16 protein-coding genes are annotated in these 19412 nt (G+C 73.5%); 12 read left to right on the plus strand and 4 right to left on the minus strand.

Features of this window, described 5'->3' with window-relative positions; all coding sequences use genetic code 11:
• The first annotated feature begins 33 nt into the window (after positions 1–33).
• Positions 34–3981 (plus strand): nSTAND1 domain-containing NTPase, encoded by a 3948-nt coding sequence (locus tag OG444_RS06945; RefSeq protein ID WP_442810743.1) that lies wholly within the window; start codon positions 34–36, stop codon positions 3979–3981.
• On the opposite strand, the gene OG444_RS06950 is transcribed toward OG444_RS06945, so the two are convergent.
• Complete coding sequence (locus OG444_RS06950) at positions 3965–4534, minus strand: helix-turn-helix domain-containing protein (RefSeq protein WP_327261304.1); 570 nt, start codon at positions 4532–4534, stop codon at positions 3965–3967. The two genes, OG444_RS06945 and OG444_RS06950, sit on opposite strands and share 17 nt — an antisense overlap.
• 139 nt (positions 4535–4673) lie before the next feature.
• Here OG444_RS06950 and OG444_RS06955 point away from each other — a divergent pair, with 139 nt between their 5' ends.
• From OG444_RS06955 to OG444_RS06990, 8 genes are all read left to right on the plus strand, one after another.
• The gene (locus OG444_RS06955) at positions 4674–5453 is read left to right on the plus strand and encodes an ABC transporter permease (protein WP_327261305.1); all 780 of its coding nucleotides are present in this window, start codon (positions 4674–4676) and stop codon (positions 5451–5453) included.
• Complete coding sequence (locus OG444_RS06960) at positions 5450–6169, plus strand: ABC transporter ATP-binding protein (protein WP_327261306.1); 720 nt, start codon at positions 5450–5452, stop codon at positions 6167–6169. The genes OG444_RS06955 and OG444_RS06960 overlap by 4 nt, the downstream gene beginning before the upstream one ends.
• Positions 6170–6276: 107 nt before the next feature.
• Positions 6277–7275, plus strand: coding sequence for an ABC transporter substrate-binding protein (locus OG444_RS06965; RefSeq protein ID WP_327261307.1), 999 nt, complete (start codon positions 6277–6279; stop codon positions 7273–7275).
• 46 nt (positions 7276–7321) lie between these two features.
• Positions 7322–8431, plus strand: coding sequence for an aryl-sulfate sulfotransferase (locus OG444_RS06970; RefSeq protein WP_327261308.1), 1110 nt, complete (start codon positions 7322–7324; stop codon positions 8429–8431).
• 180 nt (positions 8432–8611) lie between these two features.
• Entirely contained in the window at positions 8612–9793 is a 1182-nt protein-coding gene (locus tag OG444_RS06975; RefSeq protein ID WP_327261309.1) for an LLM class flavin-dependent oxidoreductase, read from the plus strand.
• Between the two features lie 72 nt (positions 9794–9865).
• Positions 9866–11239, plus strand: coding sequence for an NtaA/DmoA family FMN-dependent monooxygenase (locus tag OG444_RS06980; RefSeq protein WP_327261310.1), 1374 nt, complete (start codon positions 9866–9868; stop codon positions 11237–11239).
• Between the two features lie 91 nt (positions 11240–11330).
• A complete protein-coding gene (locus tag OG444_RS06985) occupies positions 11331–12467 on the plus strand; it encodes an LLM class flavin-dependent oxidoreductase (protein WP_327261311.1) in 1137 nt (378 codons plus the stop codon).
• A 244-nt stretch (positions 12468–12711) separates the two neighbouring features.
• Positions 12712–13083 carry a peptidase inhibitor family I36 protein gene (locus OG444_RS06990; protein ID WP_327261312.1) on the plus strand — a complete coding sequence of 124 codons (372 nt, stop codon included), beginning with the start codon at positions 12712–12714 and terminating at the stop codon, positions 13081–13083.
• A 62-nt stretch (positions 13084–13145) separates the two neighbouring features.
• Here the strand turns inward: OG444_RS06990 and OG444_RS06995 are convergent, their stop codons facing one another.
• Entirely contained in the window at positions 13146–14711 is a 1566-nt protein-coding gene (locus OG444_RS06995) for a hypothetical protein (RefSeq protein WP_327261313.1), read from the minus strand.
• 130 nt (positions 14712–14841) lie between these two features.
• Positions 14842–15036, minus strand: a complete 195-nt coding sequence (locus OG444_RS07000) for a hypothetical protein (protein ID WP_327261314.1) — start codon at positions 15034–15036, stop codon at positions 14842–14844.
• 289 nt (positions 15037–15325) lie between these two features.
• Here OG444_RS07000 and OG444_RS07005 point away from each other — a divergent pair, with 289 nt between their 5' ends.
• Together OG444_RS07005 and OG444_RS07010 are read left to right on the plus strand one after the other, a co-directional pair.
• Complete coding sequence (locus OG444_RS07005) at positions 15326–16300, plus strand: fibronectin type III domain-containing protein (protein WP_327261315.1); 975 nt, start codon at positions 15326–15328, stop codon at positions 16298–16300.
• Between the two features lie 137 nt (positions 16301–16437).
• Positions 16438–18459, plus strand: coding sequence for an ATP-binding protein (locus OG444_RS07010; protein WP_327261316.1), 2022 nt, complete (start codon positions 16438–16440; stop codon positions 18457–18459).
• 155 nt (positions 18460–18614) lie between these two features.
• On the opposite strand, the gene OG444_RS07015 is transcribed toward OG444_RS07010, so the two are convergent.
• Positions 18615–18800, minus strand: a complete 186-nt coding sequence (locus OG444_RS07015) for a DUF5999 family protein (RefSeq protein ID WP_030388211.1) — start codon at positions 18798–18800, stop codon at positions 18615–18617.
• A 155-nt stretch (positions 18801–18955) separates the two neighbouring features.
• On the opposite strand from OG444_RS07015, the gene OG444_RS07020 reads away from it, so the two are divergent.
• Positions 18956–19393, plus strand: coding sequence for an SRPBCC family protein (locus OG444_RS07020; protein WP_327261317.1), 438 nt, complete (start codon positions 18956–18958; stop codon positions 19391–19393).
• The last annotated feature ends 19 nt before the right edge of the window (positions 19394–19412 follow it).

Genomic DNA, 19412 nt, shown 5'->3' on the forward strand with positions numbered 1-19412 from the left:
GCTGCCTGGGCGCGCATTGCCATGGGGGATGTCTTGGGGGATCCGGACCACCGGCGGAAGACCGGTCACCAGCACGAATCCGACGACGCCGCAATGCCCTTTCCCGCCCAGTTGAGGCGTCTGCGGGTGCAACGCGGTCTGTCCCTCGCGGACCTCGCCCGGCAGACGCATTACAGCAAGGGCTATCTCAGCAAGATCGAGACCGGCTCGAAGCGCGTCACCGTCGACGTCGCGCGGCGCTGCGACGACGTACTGCGGGCGGGCGGTGAACTTCTGCGGATGGTCCACGAAACGGGTCCGCGCGACGCCGGGAGCGACGGTGCCGCCGACGGCGACGGTGCGGGGCTCCGGGCAGGCCGGGGCGGGGCCTGGGCGGACACAGGTCCGCAGGCCGGGGGCGAGTGCCCGTACCGCGGTCTGCCGGCCTTCACCGCGCGGGAGGCGCGCTGGTTCTTCGGGCGGGAGCGGGCGACGGCCGAGCTGGTCGAGCGGGTCTTCGAACGGATCGGCGGCGGGCCGCTGATCCTGGTCGCCCCCTCGGGGGCCGGCAAGTCCTCCTTGCTGAACGCCGGTCTGGTGCCGGCGCTGCGGCGCGGCGGCTTCCCGATGCCGGGCTCCGACAGCTGGCCGGTGCTGCGGTTCACGCCCACGGCGCGACCGCTGGAGGAGCTGCTGGACTGCGCCGCGAAGGTCCTGGGCGGCGATCCGGGTGTCACCGCGGCCGAGGTCCGGGAACGCCCGGACGCGCTGCTCGAGGCCGTCCGGCGGCTCTCGGGCCGTCCCCCGGCGGACGGCCCGGACCGGAGGCCTCCGCCTCCGCGTCCGGTGCTGCTGGTCGACCAGTTCGAGGAGCTGTTCACGCTCTGCTCCGACGAGGGCGAGCGGGGCGCATTCGTACGCGTTCTCTGCGCGCTGGCGTCCGGCCGTCCGGGGCCGGCGGGCCCCGGTCCCGACGGTCCCGGGCCGGACGACGGCGGACCCGACGGTGGCGAGCCGGACGGCGCAGAGCCGGACGGTCTCGATCCCGCCGTCGTCGTGCTCGGCGTACGGGCCGACTTCTCCGGGGACTGCCTGGACCTGCCGGAGCTCGCGCCTGTGTTCACGGGTGGCCTGTTCGTGCTCCCCCCGATGTCCCCGGCGGAGCTGCGGGAATCGATCAGCCGTCCGGCCGAGCTCGCCGGTCTCACCCTCGAACCGGGCCTGTTCCCGCTGCTGCTGCGCGATGCCGGCCTGCGCGACGATCCGCCCGACCGGATTCCCTCCGGGGTGCTGCCCCTGGTCTCGCACGCCCTGATGGCCACCTGGCGGCAGCGCGAGGGCTCCACCCTGACGGTCGCCGGGTACGAGCGCACCGGCGGGATCCAGGGTGCCATCGCCCGTACCGCCGAAGAGGTGTTCACCCGCCTGTACCCGGCCGAGCAGAACACGCTCCGCCGCGTCCTGGTGCGACTGGTGCACGTCGCCGACGGTACGGGGGCCACGCGCCGCAGGATGGGCCGGACCGCCCTGATGGAGCAGCTGGCGGACGCGGGCCCCGCCGCGGCCGCCCTCGACACCTTCGTCCGGGCCCGTCTGATCACCCTGGACAGCGACTCCGTCGAGATCACCCACGAGGCACTGCTGCACGCCTGGCCACGGCTGCGCGGCTGGATCCGCGCCGACCGGGCCGGGCTCCTGATCCACCAGCAACTGGCCCACGCCGCCGCCGAATGGGAGCGCGAGGGCCGCGACCCGTCGGCGCTCCACCGCGGCACCCGGCTGGACACCGCCCGGGCATGGGCCGACGAGCACGACGGCCGGAGCCGGCTCGGCCCGCTGGAAGCGGCCTTCCTGCGGGCGAGCCAGGAGGCGCACGACAGCCGTGAGCGGCAGGCCGGGCGTCAGGTGCGGTTACGGCAGCGGATGCTGGCCACGCTCGTCGTCCTGCTGGTCCTCGCCGTGGGCGCCGGGGGCCTCGCCTACCAGCAGCGCTCGGGTGCCATCGGCCAGGAGCGCGTCGCGCGTTCGCGGGCACTCGCCCTGCAGTCCGCGGCGCTGGCGGCGGGCCGGCCCGAGGCGTCGATGCTGCTCGCCGGACAGGCGTACCGGGCCTCGGCGACGAGCGAGGCACGCGGGGCGCTGCTGAGCACCCAGTCCCAGCCGTTCATCGCCCGCCTGGGCGGGCACGGCGGGCCGGTCAACGCGGTGGCCTTCGGGCCGGGCAACGGCCTCCTGGCGACGGCCAGTTCCGACGGCACGGTGGCCCTGCTGCGAGTGGCCGACCGCCGGACGACCGCGAGCTTCAGCATGCCGGGGCGGGTGCGTTCGGTCGCCTTCAGTCCCGACGGCGGGACCCTCGTGGCCACGTCGACGGACGGGGCGGCGCGGCTGTGGGACACCGCCGGCCACGGCCGGCGGGCGCAGCTCCCGGCGAGTACGAAGGGGGCCCGGGCCGTGGCCTTCTCGCCCGACGGGCGGACGCTGGCCGTCGCCGGCGCCGACGGGACGATCGGGCTGTGGGAGGCGGCCGGGGAGCACCGTTCCCTCGGGTCCCTCACCGGCCACACCGGGCGGGTCAACGCCCTGGCGTACGCCGCCGACGGCCGGACGTTGGTGTCGGCCGGGGCCGACCGGACCGTACGGCTGTGGGACGCGGACCGTGCCGTTGCGCTGGCCGTCCTCACCGGGCACACCGACGAGGTGCTGGGCGCGGCCTTCGCCCCGGACGGCCGTACGGTCGCCACGGGCGGAGTGGACCGCACGGTGCGGCTGTGGGACGTGGCGGGCCGCCGGACGACCGCCACGCTGACCGGGCACAGCGACGACGTCAACGGCGTCGCCTACACCCCGGACGGGACGACGGTCGTCAGCGCGGGCGGCGACGGTACGACCCGGCTGTGGGACGTGGCCGGGGGCCGGGCGACGGCGACGCTCGCCGGGCACACCGACTACGTCCTCGGGGTCGCCGTGGACGGCGGTGGCGGGGTGCTGGCCACCGCCGGTTTCGACCAGTCGGTGGTGCTGTGGGACCTGCGGGGCGCGGTGCTGACCTCGCGGCCGTTCACGGAGATCTGGCACGCCGCGTACAGCCCGGACGGGAAGCGGCTGGCGACCGCGGAGGCCGATCACGCGGTCCGGCTGTGGGACGTGGCGGAGCGCCGGGTCCTGGCCACGTTCGAGGGGCACGGCGAGACGGTGTTCTCGGTGGCCTTCGCACCTGACGGGCGGACCCTGGCCTCGGCCGGGTCGGACGGCACGGTCCGGCTCTGGGACACCGCGGCCGGCGCGAGTACGGCCGTGCTCACCGGCCATGGCGGCACCGTGTTCGCGGTGGCCTTCGCCCCGGACGGGCGGACCCTGGCCTCGGCCGGGTCGGACGGCACCGTACGGCTGTGGGACGTCGTGCAGCGCCGCCCCCTCGCCGTCCTCGCCGGCCACACGGACTTCGCCAACGACGTGGCGTTCAGCCCCGACGGGCGGACCCTGGCGAGCGCGGGGGACGATCTGACGGTCCGGCTGTGGGACGTGGCGGGGCGCCGTCCGCTGACCGTCCTGACCGGCCACCGGGGTGCGGTGCGCGGGGTGGCCTTCAGTCCGGACGGGCGAACGCTGGCGAGCAGCGGCAACGACGGGACCGTACGGCTGTGGGACGCTCAGCGCCACCGCTTCGAGGCGGCGCTGTCCGGTCACACCGGTTCCGCACGGGGCATCGCCTTCTCCCCCGACGGCCGGACCCTCGCGAGCAGCGGCAACGACCGCACGGTCCGGCTGTGGGACGTGGCCGGGCGCCGAACGGTGGCCGCGCTGTCCGGTCACACGAACGCGGTGTGGGGCGTCGTCTTCGCCCCGGACGGGCGGACGGTGGCCAGCAGCAGTACGGACGGCACCGTTCGCCTGTGGGACCTGGACGTCGGGGCGCGGCTGGCGGCGATCGGCCGGCTCCGGGAAGGATCCGAGGGGCGGGACGGGGGTCCGCCCCTCGGGCTCAGGCGTTCGCGATGACCAGCAGGGTGCGTGCCGCGTCCGGGCCCGACAGGCGGCAGCGGTGCGGGACTTCGCCCCGGTGGTGGGCGCTCTGTCCGGCGCGCAGGGTGAGCGGGTCCTCGCCCTCGACCTCCAGGACGATCTCGCCCTCCAGGACGTAGAGGAAGTCCTCGCCGGGGTGTTGGAACCAGCCGCGCTCGCCGCGGCCGGGCTCGAAGTGGTGCTCGTACGCCTCCATCAGGGTGCTGCGGCCGCCGGGGATGAGCACGTGCGCGACCTGGCCCGCGGCCTCCTCCACCCGGATCACCTGGGGATCGCTCTCGTGGCTGACGGCGCCGGGCCGGCCGGGCGGCCGCAGGAAGGTGCCGGGGGTGACGTCCAGGGCCTCGGCGATCCGGTAGATCGAGCTGAGGCTTGGCGTGGCGAGTCCGCGTTCCAGCTGGCTGAGGAAGGGCTGGGAGAGGCCCGATCGGGTGGCGAGGACGGCCATGGAGACGCCGCGCTGTTTGCGGCAGCCGCGGATCACCCTTCCGACCTCGATCGCTTCGGGCGTGGGTTCGGGGCGAGACACGCAGGTGAACGTACCCCATCGCCCCTTCGGCGCCGGGGGGCCTCGGGAGGTTTCGCACTGCCGCAACACTCCCGTCATAAGCGTGGTCAATTATTGACCTCACTTATCAACGCGTCCGGAACGAACGAGGAGCCGCCCCGTGCACGCCACCCCCTCACCCCCCGGCCGGGGCCTCGCCGGGCTCGGCCCGGCCCTGGGCGCGGCCGGCGTCGTGCTCGCGCTCTGGTACCTCCTGGCCCGCTTCGGCACGGTGGCCCCGGGGCTGCTGCCCACACCGGGAGAGACCGCGGCCGCCCTCGTGGACAGCGCCCGGAGCGGCGCCCTGGCCGCCGACCTCGGCGCCAGCCTGACCCGGGCCGGACAGGGCTTCGCGCTGGGCGCCGTCATCGGCAGTGCCCTCGGCTTCACCACCGGTTACCTGCCGAAGGTCTCCGCCGCCGTCACCCCCGTGGTCTCCTTCCTCCGGCCGATCCCGGCCATCGCGCTGGTGCCCCTCGCGACCGCCTGGTTCGGCATCGGCGAGAGCGCCAAGCGCCTGCTCATCGCGTACGCCGTCCTGCTCGCCGTCTGGCTGTACGTGCACGACGGGGTGTCCCGGGTGCCGGTCTCCCACCTGCGGGCGGCCCGGTCGCTGGGGGCTCCGCTGCACCGGCGGTTCACCGAGGTGCTGCTGCCGGCCGCCGCCCCCGCCGTGCTCGCGGCGCTGCGCTACGGGGCCTCGGTGGCCCTGCTCGCGCTGGTGGCGGCCGAACTGGGCGGCGCGGACAGCGGGCTGGCGTACCGCCTCCAGGTGGACGGCCAGTTCCTGCGGGTGGACCGGATGTTCGCGGGGCTGCTCGTCCTCGGGCTGCTCGGGGTGGCCGTCGACCTCCTGCTGGCCTCCGTGGGCCGCCGGTTCGTGCACTGGAGCGCCTCATGAGCCTGGACGTAAGGCTGGAGGGGCTGTCGGCCGGCTACGGCACCGCCGCCCCGGTGCTGGAGCGCACCGACCTGGAGTTCCCGGCGGGCTCGTTCACGGCGCTGCTCGGGCCCAGCGGTTGCGGCAAGTCCACGGTCCTCAACATGGTGGCGGGCTTCGTACGGCCCGCCTCCGGCACGGTGACGGCCGGGGGCCTGCCGGTGCACGGGCCGGGCCCGGAGCGGGGCGTGGTCTTCCAGCACTACGCGCTGTTCCCGTGGCGCACGGCCCGCGGCAACGTCGAGTTCGCCCTCAAGCGCCTCGGCCTGCCGCGCGCCGAGCGCCGCCGGCGGGCCCTCGCGGCACTGGCCGAGGTGGGTCTCGCGGACGGCGCGGAGAAGTACCCGGCACAGCTGTCGGGCGGCATGCAGCAGCGCGTGGCGCTGGCCCGGGCGCTGGCCGCCGAACCCGAAGTGCTTCTGATGGACGAGCCGTTCGGCGCGCTGGACGCGCTGACGCGGACCCGGATGCAGAGCCTGCTGCGGGAGCTGTGGCAACGCCGCGGCACCACCGTCCTGTTCGTCACGCACGACATCGACGAGGCACTGGCGCTGGCCGAGCGCGTGATCGTGCTCGGCGGAAGTCCCGGGCGGGTGCTCGCCGACCACGCCGTGCCGGCCGGGCCGCCCGACCCCGGCCTGCGCTCGCTGATCGCACGCCATCTCGGATCCGGATGACCGGGGTGCCCGATCCCCCTAACGACCGCCCGCCCGCCCATCCGCCCGTCACGGCCCACGGCCGACGCCCCACGAACCCCCTCTTGTCCCCGGAAGGACTGCTCGCCATGCTCAGACCCCGCGCGGTGGCCGCCGTACTGCTGGCCGCCCTGCTGTCCCCGTTCGCCGCGGCCTGCGCCGGCTCCCCGTCGAGCGCGCGCGACGGCGGGCGCCCGGCCGTCACCATCGCCGCGAGCGACCACCTCGGCGGCGCCCCGGTCCATGTCGCCGAGGAGGGCGCCCTCTGGTCGGCCGAGGGCATCGGGGCCACCGTCACCACCCACCCCACCGGCCGGGACGCGCTGAACGCCGTGCTCGGCGGCCAGGCCGAGCTCGGGGTCGTCGGTGACCTGCCCGCCGTGACGGCCGCGCTGGGCGGGCGCGAGCTGCGGATCGTCGCCGACCTGTCCCGGTTCTCCGACTGGCGCCTGCTCACCCGCACCGACCGGCGGATCACCGGCTTCGCGGCGCTGAAGGGCCGCAAGGTAGGAGTCCCGCAGGGCACGAACGTCGAGTACGCGCTGTCGCGGATGCTCGCCTCGGCGCAGCTCGCCGCGGCGGACGTGACCGTCGTCAACCTCGCCCCGAACCAGGTCACTCCGGCCCTGGCCCGCGGGGACATCGACGCCGGGGTCACCTTCCCCAGCTTCTACGACGCCGCACACACCGCGCTGGGCGGCGCCTACGCCGAACTGCCCTTCACCGGATACACGGCCAGGACCCTCCTGGTCGCCGGACCCGCCGCGACCGAAGAGGGCACCACCGCCGTCCTGCGCACCCTGCTGCGCGCGCAGCGCGAGCTCGCCGCCGACCCGGCCGCGGCGCGCAAGGCCGTACTCGCCCAGTCCAACGGTGCGCTGCAGGCCGGCTACGTCGACACCTACCAGCCGCGCTACAGCTACGGCGCCACCCTCTCCCCCGAGCTGCTGACGCAGCTGGAGGAGGAGGCCGGCTGGGCCAAGGCCGCCCAGGACCTGCCCGGCGCCGCCGACCGCGCCGCACTGCTGCGCCACCTGAACCCCGGCCCCCTGACGGCTGTCGACCCGGCCGCCGTCACCGTCCGCTGAGCCACAGCCTCGTACGCCCGCCCCACCGAGCCCAGGAGAGATCCCCATGACCGTCGACCAGAACACCCTGCGCCGCCGCGGCGTCGGCCTGATCGCCCACGACCCCGAGCGCAGCTACGGCGGCCTCACCCTCTACACGCCGATCACCAGCGCCGGCGAGATCCACCTCGTCGACATCGAGGGCCGCCCGGTGCACACCTGGACCTCCCCGCACCCGCCCGGCCGCCAGGCCCAGCTCCTGCCGAACGGGAACCTCTTCTACGCCGCCAAGGACACCGGTGGCCCGACCCTCTTCCCCATCTGGGACGTCTACCACGGCGGCATCTTCCAGGAGCTGGCCCCGGACTCCACGGTGCTCCGCGAAGTGCGGCACCCCTTCCACCACCACGACGCCTCGCTCCTGCGCAACGGGAACCTGATCATCGGGGCCGTCGAGCCGCTGGACCCGGCCGACGCGGCCCGGATCCGGGGCGGCATCCCCGGATCCGAGGCGCCCGGCGGGGTGATCTACGGGGACGTGGTGTACGAGCTGACCTGGGACGGGGAGATCGTGTGGCGCTGGGCCGCCATCGAGCACCTGGACCCGGCACAGGTGCCGCTGAACAGGCACTTCGCCCGCAACCACTGGCCCATGGCCAACACCGTCAACGAGAGCGCCGACGGCTCGATCGTGGTGGGCTTCCGCAGCGCCTCCACCACGGTGTCGGTCGACCGCGCCGACGGGTCGGTCCGGTGGCGGATCGGCCCGGACGTCCTGGCCCAGCAGCACCACCCGCACGAGCTGCCCGGCGGCACCGTCCTGGTCTTCGACAACGGCACCTACCGCGACACCACTTCGGTGCCGTACTCGCGGGTGCTGGAGCTCGATCCGCGCACCGGCAAGGAGGTGTGGTCGTACGAGGACAACCCGCCGCAGAACTTCTTCAGCCCGTACATGTCCAGCGCGCAGCGCCTGCCCAACGGGAACACCTTCGTGGCGGAGGGCTCCTTCGGGCGGCTCTTCGAGGTGACCCCCGCGGGGGAGGTCGTGTGGGAGTTCGTGGTCCCGCAGTTCCGGTCGTTCGGCGACGGCGTGGGGCTGGAGTCCTCGGCCGGCGCCCAGAACTCGGTCTTCCGCGCCTACCGGTACACCGCCGAGCGGTTTCCCTGGCTGTGAGGAACGCCCGGCCCCGGCCGGCGGCCCGGGCAACACCACTGCCAACTTCTCTTAATATTGCGGTCATTGTATGGCACAGGTGTCAGGCGTAGCGTTTTCGGCAGAAATCGATGGCGGTTCGGAGACGTGACCCCGCATCGGCTTCCTTTCCGAACGCCGAGCAGGAAGGCGCTATTCCACGTGTCCGATTCCTCAACGCCCCCGGCACCCCTGCACCTCGCCGTCTCCCTCGACGGCGCGGGCCGGCACCCGGCCGCCTGGCGCGAGCCGGGTGCCCGGCCCGCCGAGCTGTTCACCGCCCGCTACTGGGCCGGTCTCGCCACCGAGGCCGAGACCGGACTGCTCGACTTCATCACCTTCGAGGACGGCCTCGCCCTCCAGTCCTCGCTGCCCGAGGCATTCGACGAGCGCCCGGACCGGGTGCGCGGGCGTCTGGACGCGGTGCTCACCGCGGCCCGTGTCGCACCCCTGACCCGGCACATCGGGCTGGTCCCGGCCGTGACGGCCACCCACACCGAGCCCTTCCACATCTCCAAGGCCGTCGCCACGCTCGACCACGTGAGCCGCGGCCGCGCCGGCCTGCGGGTCCAGGTGTCCGGACTCCCCCACGAAGCACGCCACTTCGGACGGCGGACCGTGCCGCTCGCCGACACGGAGCTGTACGCGGAGGCCGCCGACCACGTCGAGGTGATCCGGCGGCTATGGGACAGCTGGGAGGACGACGCGGAGATCCGGGACGTGGCAACGGGCCGGTTCGTCGACCGCGACAAGCTGCACCACATCGACTTCGAGGGCCGTCACTTCAGCGTCAGGGGGCCGTCGATCACCCCGCGCCCGCCGCAGGGGCAGCCCGTCGTCAGCGCGTCCGGCGCCGGCGAAGCCTCGTACGCGCTCGTCGCCCGGTCCACCGACGTCGGGTACGTGGCCGCGCACGACGGCGACCGTACGCGCGCCGCGGTCGCGGCGATCCGGCGCGCCCGGGAGGCGACCGGGCTCACGGCGGACCCGCTCCACCTCTTCGGGGAGCTCACGGTGTTCCTGGACGAAGACGCCCCGGCGGCCGGCGCTCGCCTGGAACGCCTCGACGCGCTCGCGGGGCTCCCCCACGGCGCCGACGCCGGGGTCTTCACCGGAAGCCCCGGACAGCTGGCCGACCTCCTCCTGGAGCGGCGGGAGGCCGGCCTGTCGGGCTTCCTGCTGCACCCTGGCGTGATCGCCCACGACCTGCCCGCCATCACCCGGTCGCTGGTGCCGGAGCTCCAGCGGCGCGGCGTCTTCCGCCGGGAGTACGAGGCGGACACCCTGCGCGGCCTGCTCGGGCTGCACCGCCCGGGCAGCCGTTACGCGCGCCGGGCCGCCTGACCGCCTCCCGGTCCGCCTCGCGACCCGCTTCCCGACCCGCCGCCCGTCCCGGACCTTCCGGAAGGACGAACCATGAGCAGCAAGCCGCTCAAGCAGATCCATCTCGCGGCCCACTTCCCGGGCGTCAACAACACCACCGTCTGGAGCGACCCGGACGCCGGAAGCCACATCGACTTCGACTCGTTCATCCACTTCGCGCAGACCGCCGAACGGGCCAAGTTCGACTTCCTCTTCCTCGCGGAGGGACTACGGCTGCGCGAACAGGGCGGCCGGATCCACGACTTGGACGTGGTCGGCCGGCCCGACACCTTCACGGTGCTCACGGCCCTGGCGGCGGTGACCGAGCGCCTCGGCCTCACCGGCACCATCAACTCCACCTTCAACGAGCCCTACGAGGTGGCCCGCCAGTTCGCGACGCTCGACCACCTCTCGGAGGGCCGGGCCGCCTGGAACGTCGTCACCTCCTGGGACGCCTTCACCGGCGAGAACTTCCGGCGCGGCGGATTCCTGCCGCGCGAGGACCGCTACTCCCGCGCCCAGGAGTTCCTGGCCACCGCCCACGAGCTGTTCGACTCCTGGGACGGCACCGCGATCGCCGCCGACGCCGGGTCGGGGACCTTCCTGCGGGACGCGCGGGCCGGGACCTTCGCCCACCGGGGCCGGCACTTCGACATCGAAGGCCGGTTCAACGTGCCGCGCAGCCCGCAGGGCCGACCGGTGATCTTCCAGGCGGGCGACTCCGAGGAGGGCCGGGAGTTCGCCGCGGCCGGCGCGGACGCGATCTTCGGCCGGTACGGGACCCTGGAGGCGGGCCGGGAGTTCTACGCGGACGTCAAGGGCCGGCTCGCCGCGCACGGCCGTACGCACGACCGGCTGAAGATCCTGCCCGCGGCCACCTTCGTCCTCGGGGACACCGATGCCGAGGCACGGGAGACCGCCCACGAGGTGCGCCGGCTCCAGGTCAGCGGGCAGACCGCGATCAAGTACCTGGAGCACGTCTGGAACCGGGACCTGTCCGCCTACGACCCGGACGGCCCGCTGCCCGCGATCGATCCCGAGCCCGGGGAGAACACCATCGCCCTGGGGCGGGCGAGCGTACGGCAGTTCCGCGACCCGCTCGCCACCGCCCGGCGGTGGCGGGAGCTGGCCGGGGCCAAGAACCTGTCGATCCGCGAGCTGGTCATCGCCACGACCGCCGAGCAGACCTTCGTCGGCTCGGCCGCCACGATCGCCGGGGCCATCAACGACCTGGTGCAGGCGGACGCCGCCGACGGGTTCATCCTCGTCCCCCACATCACCCCGGGCGGCCTCGACGGCTTCGCGGACTCCGTCGTCCCGCTGCTCCAGGAACGGGGTGTCTTCCGCGCCGAGTACGAGGGCTCCACCCTGCGCGACCACCTCGGGCTCGCTGCTCCGGCTCCGGCCCCGGCCCCGGCCCCACGCTGAGCCGGCGGGCGGCCACCGCGCGCCGCGCACGTCGCAGCAGGCGGTGGCTGCGTACCGACCCCTTCCTCTCCGACCTGCAAGGAGTCCGGCCATGCCCGGCATCCCCCTCGGGGTCCTCGACCTCGTCCCCGTGTCGTCCGGCTCCACGGCCGCCGAGGCCCTGCGGCACAGCATCGATCTCGCCCGGCGGACGGAGGAGTTCGGCTACGCCCGCTACTGGTTCGCCGAGCACCACCTCAACCCCGGGGTCGCCGGGACCTCCCCGGCCGTCGTGCTCGCCCTGACCGCCTCCGCGACCTCGGCCATCCGGCTGGGCTCGGGCGCCGTACAGCTCGGGCACCGCACCGCGCTGTCGACGGTCGAGGAGTTCGGCCTGATCGACGCGCTGCATCCCGGGCGCATCGACCTGGGGCTGGGCCGCTCGGCGGGCGGGCCCCGGCCGTCGGAAGGTCCGGCCGCGCCCCCGGTCACCCCGGTGGTGGACGGGTACGCCCCGAACGGGCTGCGGATTCCGGACCGCTTCTCCTTCGCCCATCTGCTGGGCCATCCGCGGGTGGCCCTCCAGCAGCAGCTGCTGAACCTGCCGGGGGCGCGCCCGCAGGAGTACGGCGAGCAGGTCGACGACGTGCTCGCGCTGCTGCGGGGCGAGTACCGCTCCCCGGAGGGGCTGGAGGCGCATGCCGTTCCGGGCGAGGGGGCCGACGTACAGGTGTGGATCCTGGGCAGCAGCGGCGGGGTGAGTGCGGAGACGGCCGGCCGCAACGGGCTGCGGTTCGCGGCCAATTACCATGTCAGCCCCGCTTCGGTGCTGGAGGCGGCGCACGGGTACCGGGCAGCCTTCAAGCCGTCGGCCGAGCTGGAGCGGCCGTACCTGACGGTGTCCGCCGACGTGGTGGTGGCCGAGGACGAGGAGACGGCGCGCGAGCTGGCCACGGGGTACGGGGCCTGGGTGCGCAGCATCCGTACGGCCGAGGGGGCCATCCCCTACCCCACCCCGGCCGAGGCGCGGGCCCTGCCCTGGACCGACGCGGACCGGGAGCTGGTGGCCGACCGGACAGAGACCCGGTTCGTCGGTTCCGCCCGGACCGTCGCCGATCATCTGGAGCGACTTCAGGAGGCGACCGGTGCGGATGAACTGCTGATCACCACGATCACTCACGGCCACGAGGACCGGGTGAGCTCCTACCGGCTGCTGGCGCGGGAGTGGCGCCGCCGGGGGCTGAGCTGACGAAGTCCGTGACGCGTACCGACCGTCCGGTTCCGCCGCCGAGGACACATGCCCTCGGCAATGGCGCGTAAGCGCGGCCCGCTGACGGAAAAGCCTCTACCGTAGAGACAGTTTCCTCCTACATCCTTGTGGGGTCGGGGCGGACGACGGATCGCGTTTCGCGCGCCCTGCCGAGCACGACCGGTAGTCCCCATCTTCTTCGGGCCGGTGCCCGTACATGATTCCGAAAGGGACTGACTCAGCCATGCGTCGTATTACCTCATTGGCCGCCGCCGGATTCTCTCTCGCCATTGTCCTGGGGTCCGCGCCCCTTGCCGCGGCAGGTGAGAGCCGTGCCGCCGCGTACACGTGCAACTCCGGGAACTTCTGTATCTACAGCGACTGGAACGGCGGCGGGGACCGCTGCGAATTCCCCGACGCCCAGCGGGCGAACACGGCCGACAACTGCGGGTTCATTCAGCGGGGGGCCAATGTGCGCTCCGTGTGGAACGGAAAGAACAACCGCGTCCAGTACTACACGAACACCAACTACAAGTCGCGCGTCGGATCGACCCCGGGCGGTGAGGGCGGCAATCTGATGGGCAACTACCAGATCCGGTCCTTCAAGAAGCAGTAGGGCCCCGGGAGCGCCGTTTCCTCCGCCGGGGCATCGCCGGGCGGAGGAAACGGCGCTCGCCGTCAGCTGTCGCGGACCGAGATGATGCCGTTGAAGACACCGACGTAGGCGGTGCCGTCGGGACCGAGGGTGATCGGGGCCCAGTTGTTGTCGTAGAGCGGACCGGTGCCGGTCAGCTGCCGCCAGCGGCGCTCACCTGTGCGGAAGTCCACAGCCGTGAGGTACCAGGCGTCGATGCCCAGGAAGTTGGGCTCCTTCTCGTAGAAGTAGAGCAGCCCGTTCGCGGTGGAGAGCTTCGGGACCACGGAGGGAGCGCGGATCGCGCTCTCCCAGACCGTGTCGCAGCCGCTGCCGTCGGCGCGGACGTCGATGCGGGTCACTCCGCCCACGACGGACTTGCCCAGCAGCAGGGTGGTGGGGTTCTCGTAGCCGTAGTTGTTCTCGACGACGATGCTGTTCCCCCAGGTGATGAGGGAGTTGTCGGTGGTCGAGGCGCCGGATCCGAACACCGGCACCTTGCAGACCAGCCGGCGGTCCGCGGGGACGTCCGCGCCCCGCCTGTAGACGAGGACGTTCATCCGGTCGTCGGCGTTGTCGGTGATGGCGACGTAGTCCCGGCCGAAGAGGTCCGGGGTGGTGCCCGACCCCTGGTTGACGGAGCCGGGCTTGGCGGCGGTGCCGCGGTCGTACGTCTGGCGCCACTGCACCTCGGGGGTCCCGTCGGCGGCGGCGCGGAAGCTGTAGAGCGCGTGGTCGGAGACGATGGAGACACCGTCCTCGGCGACCGAGAAGGAGTTCTGGATCTCCTCGCCCCGCAGCTGGACGGAGCGGATCTGCGAGGTCGCCGGGTCCACCGTGCCGACGCGGCCCTGGCGGGTGACCCACCAGATCCGCCCGCTCCAGTCGGGCATCACGGAGGTGACCGGGTCGCAGGTGCCGCTGGGCCACAGGTTGGTCCAGGTCACGCAGTCGTGCGGGACGTGTCCGGTGAGGTCCCAGTCGTTGTCGACCGTGAACTTCCAGCTCCCGTCCGGGCTCCGGGAGTGGGACAGGCGCAGGACGTGCTGGCGGGAGTCGGCCAGTACGGCCCGGTCCCGGTCGTCCAGGTAGAAGTAGGCGCCGCCCGAGGTGTCCTTGAAGATCTTCGCGAAGTCGAGCGAGGTGATCGCCTCGACCGTCGACGAGCGCTGAGGGAGGGGGTACTCCGCGAGCGTGGCGAGCGTACGGGGCTCCAGGAGCTTGACCTTGAAGCCGGAGAAGGTGCCGCACACCGTGACCAGCCGGCCGGCGGAGTCGAAGGTGGCGGTCGCGCACTCGCCGCCGAGGGCGGCGATCTTCTCGCTGGTCACCTTCGGGTTCCGGCCGAGCGGCCCCGCCCAGGGGGAGGTGGCGCTGCCCGCCGCGTCGGAGTGCATGCCGCTGCGGCCGTTGGGCGCGAGGTAGGGGTGCTGCGGCGGCGCCTGGCCGGGCAGCGGGCCGGCGGCCGCGGGGCCGCCCTCGTAGTGGGTGACCAGGCGGTGGCCCGGGGCCTTGGGTATCTCGTCGGCCTGGGCCGGAGAGCCGCCGTACATCACCGTGAGTGCGGCGACGACGGGCAGCACGGCGCAGTTCAGCGATCTTCGGAACATCCGGACCTCCTCCATGTCTCTGCAGCGTTGTTGACGTTGCGCCTGATGTCGCGCCGCCGCCAGACGCTAGATCGCACCGCTCGAGGAGTCCATGGAGTCGCCGGATGATTCACGAAGGCGCAACAGTCGATCACGGATTGAGGCTGGAGACCACGTTCGCGGTGGCCGTCAGGCCGTCGTTGATGGTCGCGGCCATGCTGCTGCTGGCGAGGTAGAAGCCGAGCAGCACGCAGACGACCGCGTGCGAGAGCTTGAGCCCACCGCCCCGCAGGAAGATCCACGCCAGAATCAGGAGCAGGACGACCACCGAAAGGGAAATCACCATCGAAACCTCCTTATTCGCCGCCATGGTGGCGCAGGAGGGGGTGCCTTCGGGCGAAAGACGTGTCCGCCGTACGGGTATTGACCGTCCGTGACGGCAGGTCAGTCCTTGACGATCTCGCCCCGGCGGGTCGTTCGGCAAGGCACCCCCGGCTGCCGGACCTGAGCAGAAGAACACGAACCCGGTCACACCGCGGGCCCGGGCCCGCGGGGGTCCCGCAAGGGTCTTGTGGCGTCACCGCGCTCCGTGCCATATATGTCTAGACCTTTAAGGAAGCCGAGGAAGGCACCCCGTGCGACGCAGCGCCCCCACGCTCGCCCTCCGCCTGGCCGGCCTGGGCCTGACCGGCCTGCTCGGCCTCACCGGCCTCACGGCCTGCACCGCGCCCGACACCGAGCCCCCGCCCGCCCCCGCCGGTCTGACCGCCCAGGCCGGCAGCGCCACCAGCGTGCACGTCATGTGGAACGCGGCGGCCGACCACGACGGCGTGATCGGCTACCAGGTCTTCGAGGCCGGCCACCTGGTCCGCGAACTCCCCGCCGAGAAGACCATGGTGGACATCACCGGCCTTACCCCGCAGACCGGCTACACCTTCACGGTCCGGGCCGAGGACGCCGCCGGGAACCTCTCCGGGCCCGGCCCGGCCGCCCTCGTGACGACCCCGGCGGTCAAGGCCGAGGACCGCACGGCCCCCACCGCCCCGGCCACCACCACCGCACGGGCGACGGGCCCCCGTTCCGCCCGGGTGTCCTGGACGGCCTCGACCGACGACACGGGCGTGACGGCCTACGACGTCTACCAGGGCGGCGTCCGGATCCACACCGCCGGCCCCGCCGAGAGCAGCACCGCCCTCGACGGCCTCCAGCCCGACACCGTCTACACCCTCACCGTCCGGGCCCGAGACGGGGCGGACAACTCCTCGCCCGACGGCCCGGCGGTCGACGTGACGACCCCGCCCGCGTCCGGCGACGGCCCGGGCACCGCCCCCGCCGAGTTCACCGCGGCCGCCTCCCCGGGGACGGTCACGCTGACCTGGACCGCCCCGGACACCGGCCGCCCGACCACCGAGTACGAGCTGTACGTCAACGGACTGCCCACGACCGTCATCCAGTTCGGCGCGGGTGCGGTGCCCAGCGGCCGGGCCGAGCACCGGCTCACGGTGACCGAGCCGGCCGGCACGGTGTGGGCCGTGAAACTGCGGGCCAGGCTCCCCGACGGCAACTGGGGATCCTTCTCCGCGGAGCGCCGGATCACACTCGCCGCGTGAAAGAAGGCACCGATCCGGCCTGAACGGCACGGCCGGACGGGAAGATCGCGCACAATACATCCGTGTTCGGTGAGTACTCGTTCCATGACAGTCAGGCAGACTCCGCAGACGGCGACCCCGGTCCGGGACCCTGCCCGGTGCCGGGCAACCTGCCCCCGGAACCAGCGAGCTTCGTCGGCAGGGAGTGCGAACTCCAGCTGCTCGACGGCCTGTTGCGCGAGCGAAGACTGATCACCCTCACGGGGGTGGGCGGGGTCGGCAAGTCACGGCTCGCCCTGCGGGCGGTCGCGACCGCCCGCCAGACGCGGCCCGACGGGGTCTGGTGGATCGAGCTCTCCCCCCTGCGCGATCCGAGCCTGCTCACCGCCACCGTCGCACATACGGTCGGGCTCGCCGACCACTCCCCGCGCCCTCCCGACGAGGAGCTGTGCGCGTGGATGGCCGACAAGGAACTCCTCCTGGTGCTGGACACCTGCGAGCACCTGGTGGCCGACTGCCGCCACCTGGTCGGCGAACTCCTCCAGTCGGCCCCCGGACTGACGGTGCTGGTCACCTCGCGGGAGCCGCTCGGCATGCCGAGCGAGGAGGTCCTGCGGGTCCGGCCGCTGCCCTGTGACGGCCCCGAAAGCGACGCGCTCGCCCTCTTCCGGGCCCGCGCCCTGGCCGCGGCCCCGCGGGCGGCGGCCGTCTTCACCGACCCCGCCCGGACCGAGGTGGCCGCCGAGGTGTGCCGGCGCCTGGACGGCATCCCCCTCGCGCTGGAACTCGCGGGCGCCCGGATGCGGTTGTGGTCGCTGGAGGACGTGGCCGAGCGGATCGGCCAACGCTTCGAGATGCTCTCGGACGCCCGGGCCGCCCAGCCGCGCCGGCACCGGACGATGCGCACCACCATCGGCTGGAGCCACGAGCTGTGCGAGCCGCTGGAGCGGCTGCTGTGGGCCCGGCTCTCGGTCTTCACCGGCGACTTCGACATCGCCGCGGCGCGCGCCGTCTGCTCGGGCGGCCCGCTGCCCGCCGCCCGGGTGGAGCGGGTGCTGGCGGGCCTGTCCGCCAAGTCCGTGGTCCTGCGCACCGAGGAACGCGGTACCGGGCCCCGTTACCGGATGCTGGACACGATTCGCGAGTACGGGCAGGACTGGCTGGACGAGCTCGGCGAGGCGGGGATCGTCACCGACCGGCACGCCCACTGGTACGCGGCGCTCTCCCAGGCCGCCGACCGGGGCTGGATGGGCCCGGGGCAGGTGGACTGGTTCCGCAGGATCTCCGCCGAGCACGCGCAGCTGCGCACCGCCCTGGAACACCTGCTCACCGCCGACCCGACGGCGGCCCTGGAGATGGCCGGGGCCCTGTGGTTCTACTGGTTCGCGTGCGGGCACGTGAACGAGGGCCGCGGCTTCCTGGAACGGGCCCTCGGGGCCGCTCCGCGCACGGGGACCGCGTACAACCAGGCCGTGTGGGCCCTCGGGCTCACCGCGCTGCTCCAGGGCGACATGGACGCGGCCCGGCTGCTGGGGGACGAGTGCACGCGGGACGCGGCCCGGCTCGCGGACCCCGAGCGGGAGCTGCGTGCGGCCTACCTCGCGGCGTCGTCCGTCCTGATGCCCGGCGACCCCGTGCGGGCCCTGCGGCTCGCCGGTCCCCGGGCCCGGGCGGGCCACGGCGGGCGGACGAGCGGCACGGGCTGGCTGATGTGCCGGCTGGCCAACAGCTACGCCCTGTGCGACCTGAAGCGCTTCGAGGAGGCGACCGAGGAGGCGGGGGCCCTGCGGGAGGCGTGCGCGGAGCTCGGCGAGCGCTGGCTGCGGGCGTACGCGGACTACGTACTGGCGGTGGCCGCGCTGGGCCTGGGCGACCACGGGGAGGCGGCCCGGCACGTACGGGCCATGCTCTCCGGAAAACGCCTGCTCGGCGACCGATTCGGCATCGCGCTGGGCCTGGACCTGCTGGCCACGGCGGTGGCCGGGCTGGGTGACGGGGAACTGGCGGCGCGGCTGCTGGGCACCGCGCACGCCTGGTGGCGCACGGTGGGCCGGCCGCAGATGGGCTCGCCCTCGCTCACGGCCCTGCGGGACCGGGGCGAGCGGCAGGCCCGCGCGGCGATCGGGGACGCCGCCTACGAGACGGCGTTCCTGGGCGGCGCGGCTTCGCCCACCGGCTGACTGGTGGCGGCCGGTGGGCCTGGAGAACTGCCTAAATCCTGGGCTCCCGTCAGTACGGGAGGGGTCTGCCCGACGGTGTGCGCAGGTCCAGGTCTCGGGGGGCGGGCTTCGGAACGGGCTTGCGGATCAGCTGCTGGCGCATGCTGCCTCCTCGCTCAGACCAGGGCCGGGCGGCGGGGTTCCACCGTGCGGCTGTCGGGGAGCAGTTCACCGGTGTCGTCGAACATCACGACCCCGTTGCACAGCAGGCTCCAGCCCTGTTCGGGGTGAGAGGCCACAATGCGGGCGGCGTCGTGATCGGCGCTGTCGGCGGTAGGGCAGGGTGGCTGGTGGGAGCACATGGCGCACCTCCTCGCGAAGTGGGGCGGGAGCGCCGGTGGTCACCCGGTCGATTCCGCGATCCACGGTGGCGGTGAGTATTACTGATCGCCGCCCCCGGACGGAACCCATATTCGCCGTCCAGTTCAGGGTGTGTATGCCCGATTACCATGCGCTCATGCCCGCTATCCGGATCGTTCACCACACGTCTTTGCCGCCGGTCGAGGCATGGCCGAGGCTCACTGACTGGGAGCGCCACGGCGCACAGGTCCCCCTCACCCGGACGATCATCGAGACGCCTCCCCCGACGCACGCCGGGACGATCTTCACGGCGCGCACGGGCGTGAGCAGGATCACGTTCGACGACCGCATGGAAGTGGTGGTCTGGCGACCCCCTGCGGAGGGTTTGTCGGGATTGGTCCGGCTGGAGAAGCGCGGACGGACGGTGACGGGCTGGGCGGAGATCGAGATCCGTCCCCTCGCCGCGGGCGGCTCGGAGATCCACTGGCGCGAGGAGCTGCGCTTCCGGGGCCTCCCCCGCGCCCTGGACCCCCTGGTCGCGGCGGCGGGCCGGTTCCTCTTCGGGCGGGCCCTCGCCCGGCTGCTGCGACCCTGACGGCAGGGCTTATCGTGCC

Origin of the sequence: Streptomyces sp. NBC_01232 (assembly GCF_035989885.1) — a bacterium.
Taxonomy (GTDB): Bacteria; Actinomycetota; Actinomycetes; order Streptomycetales; family Streptomycetaceae; genus Streptomyces.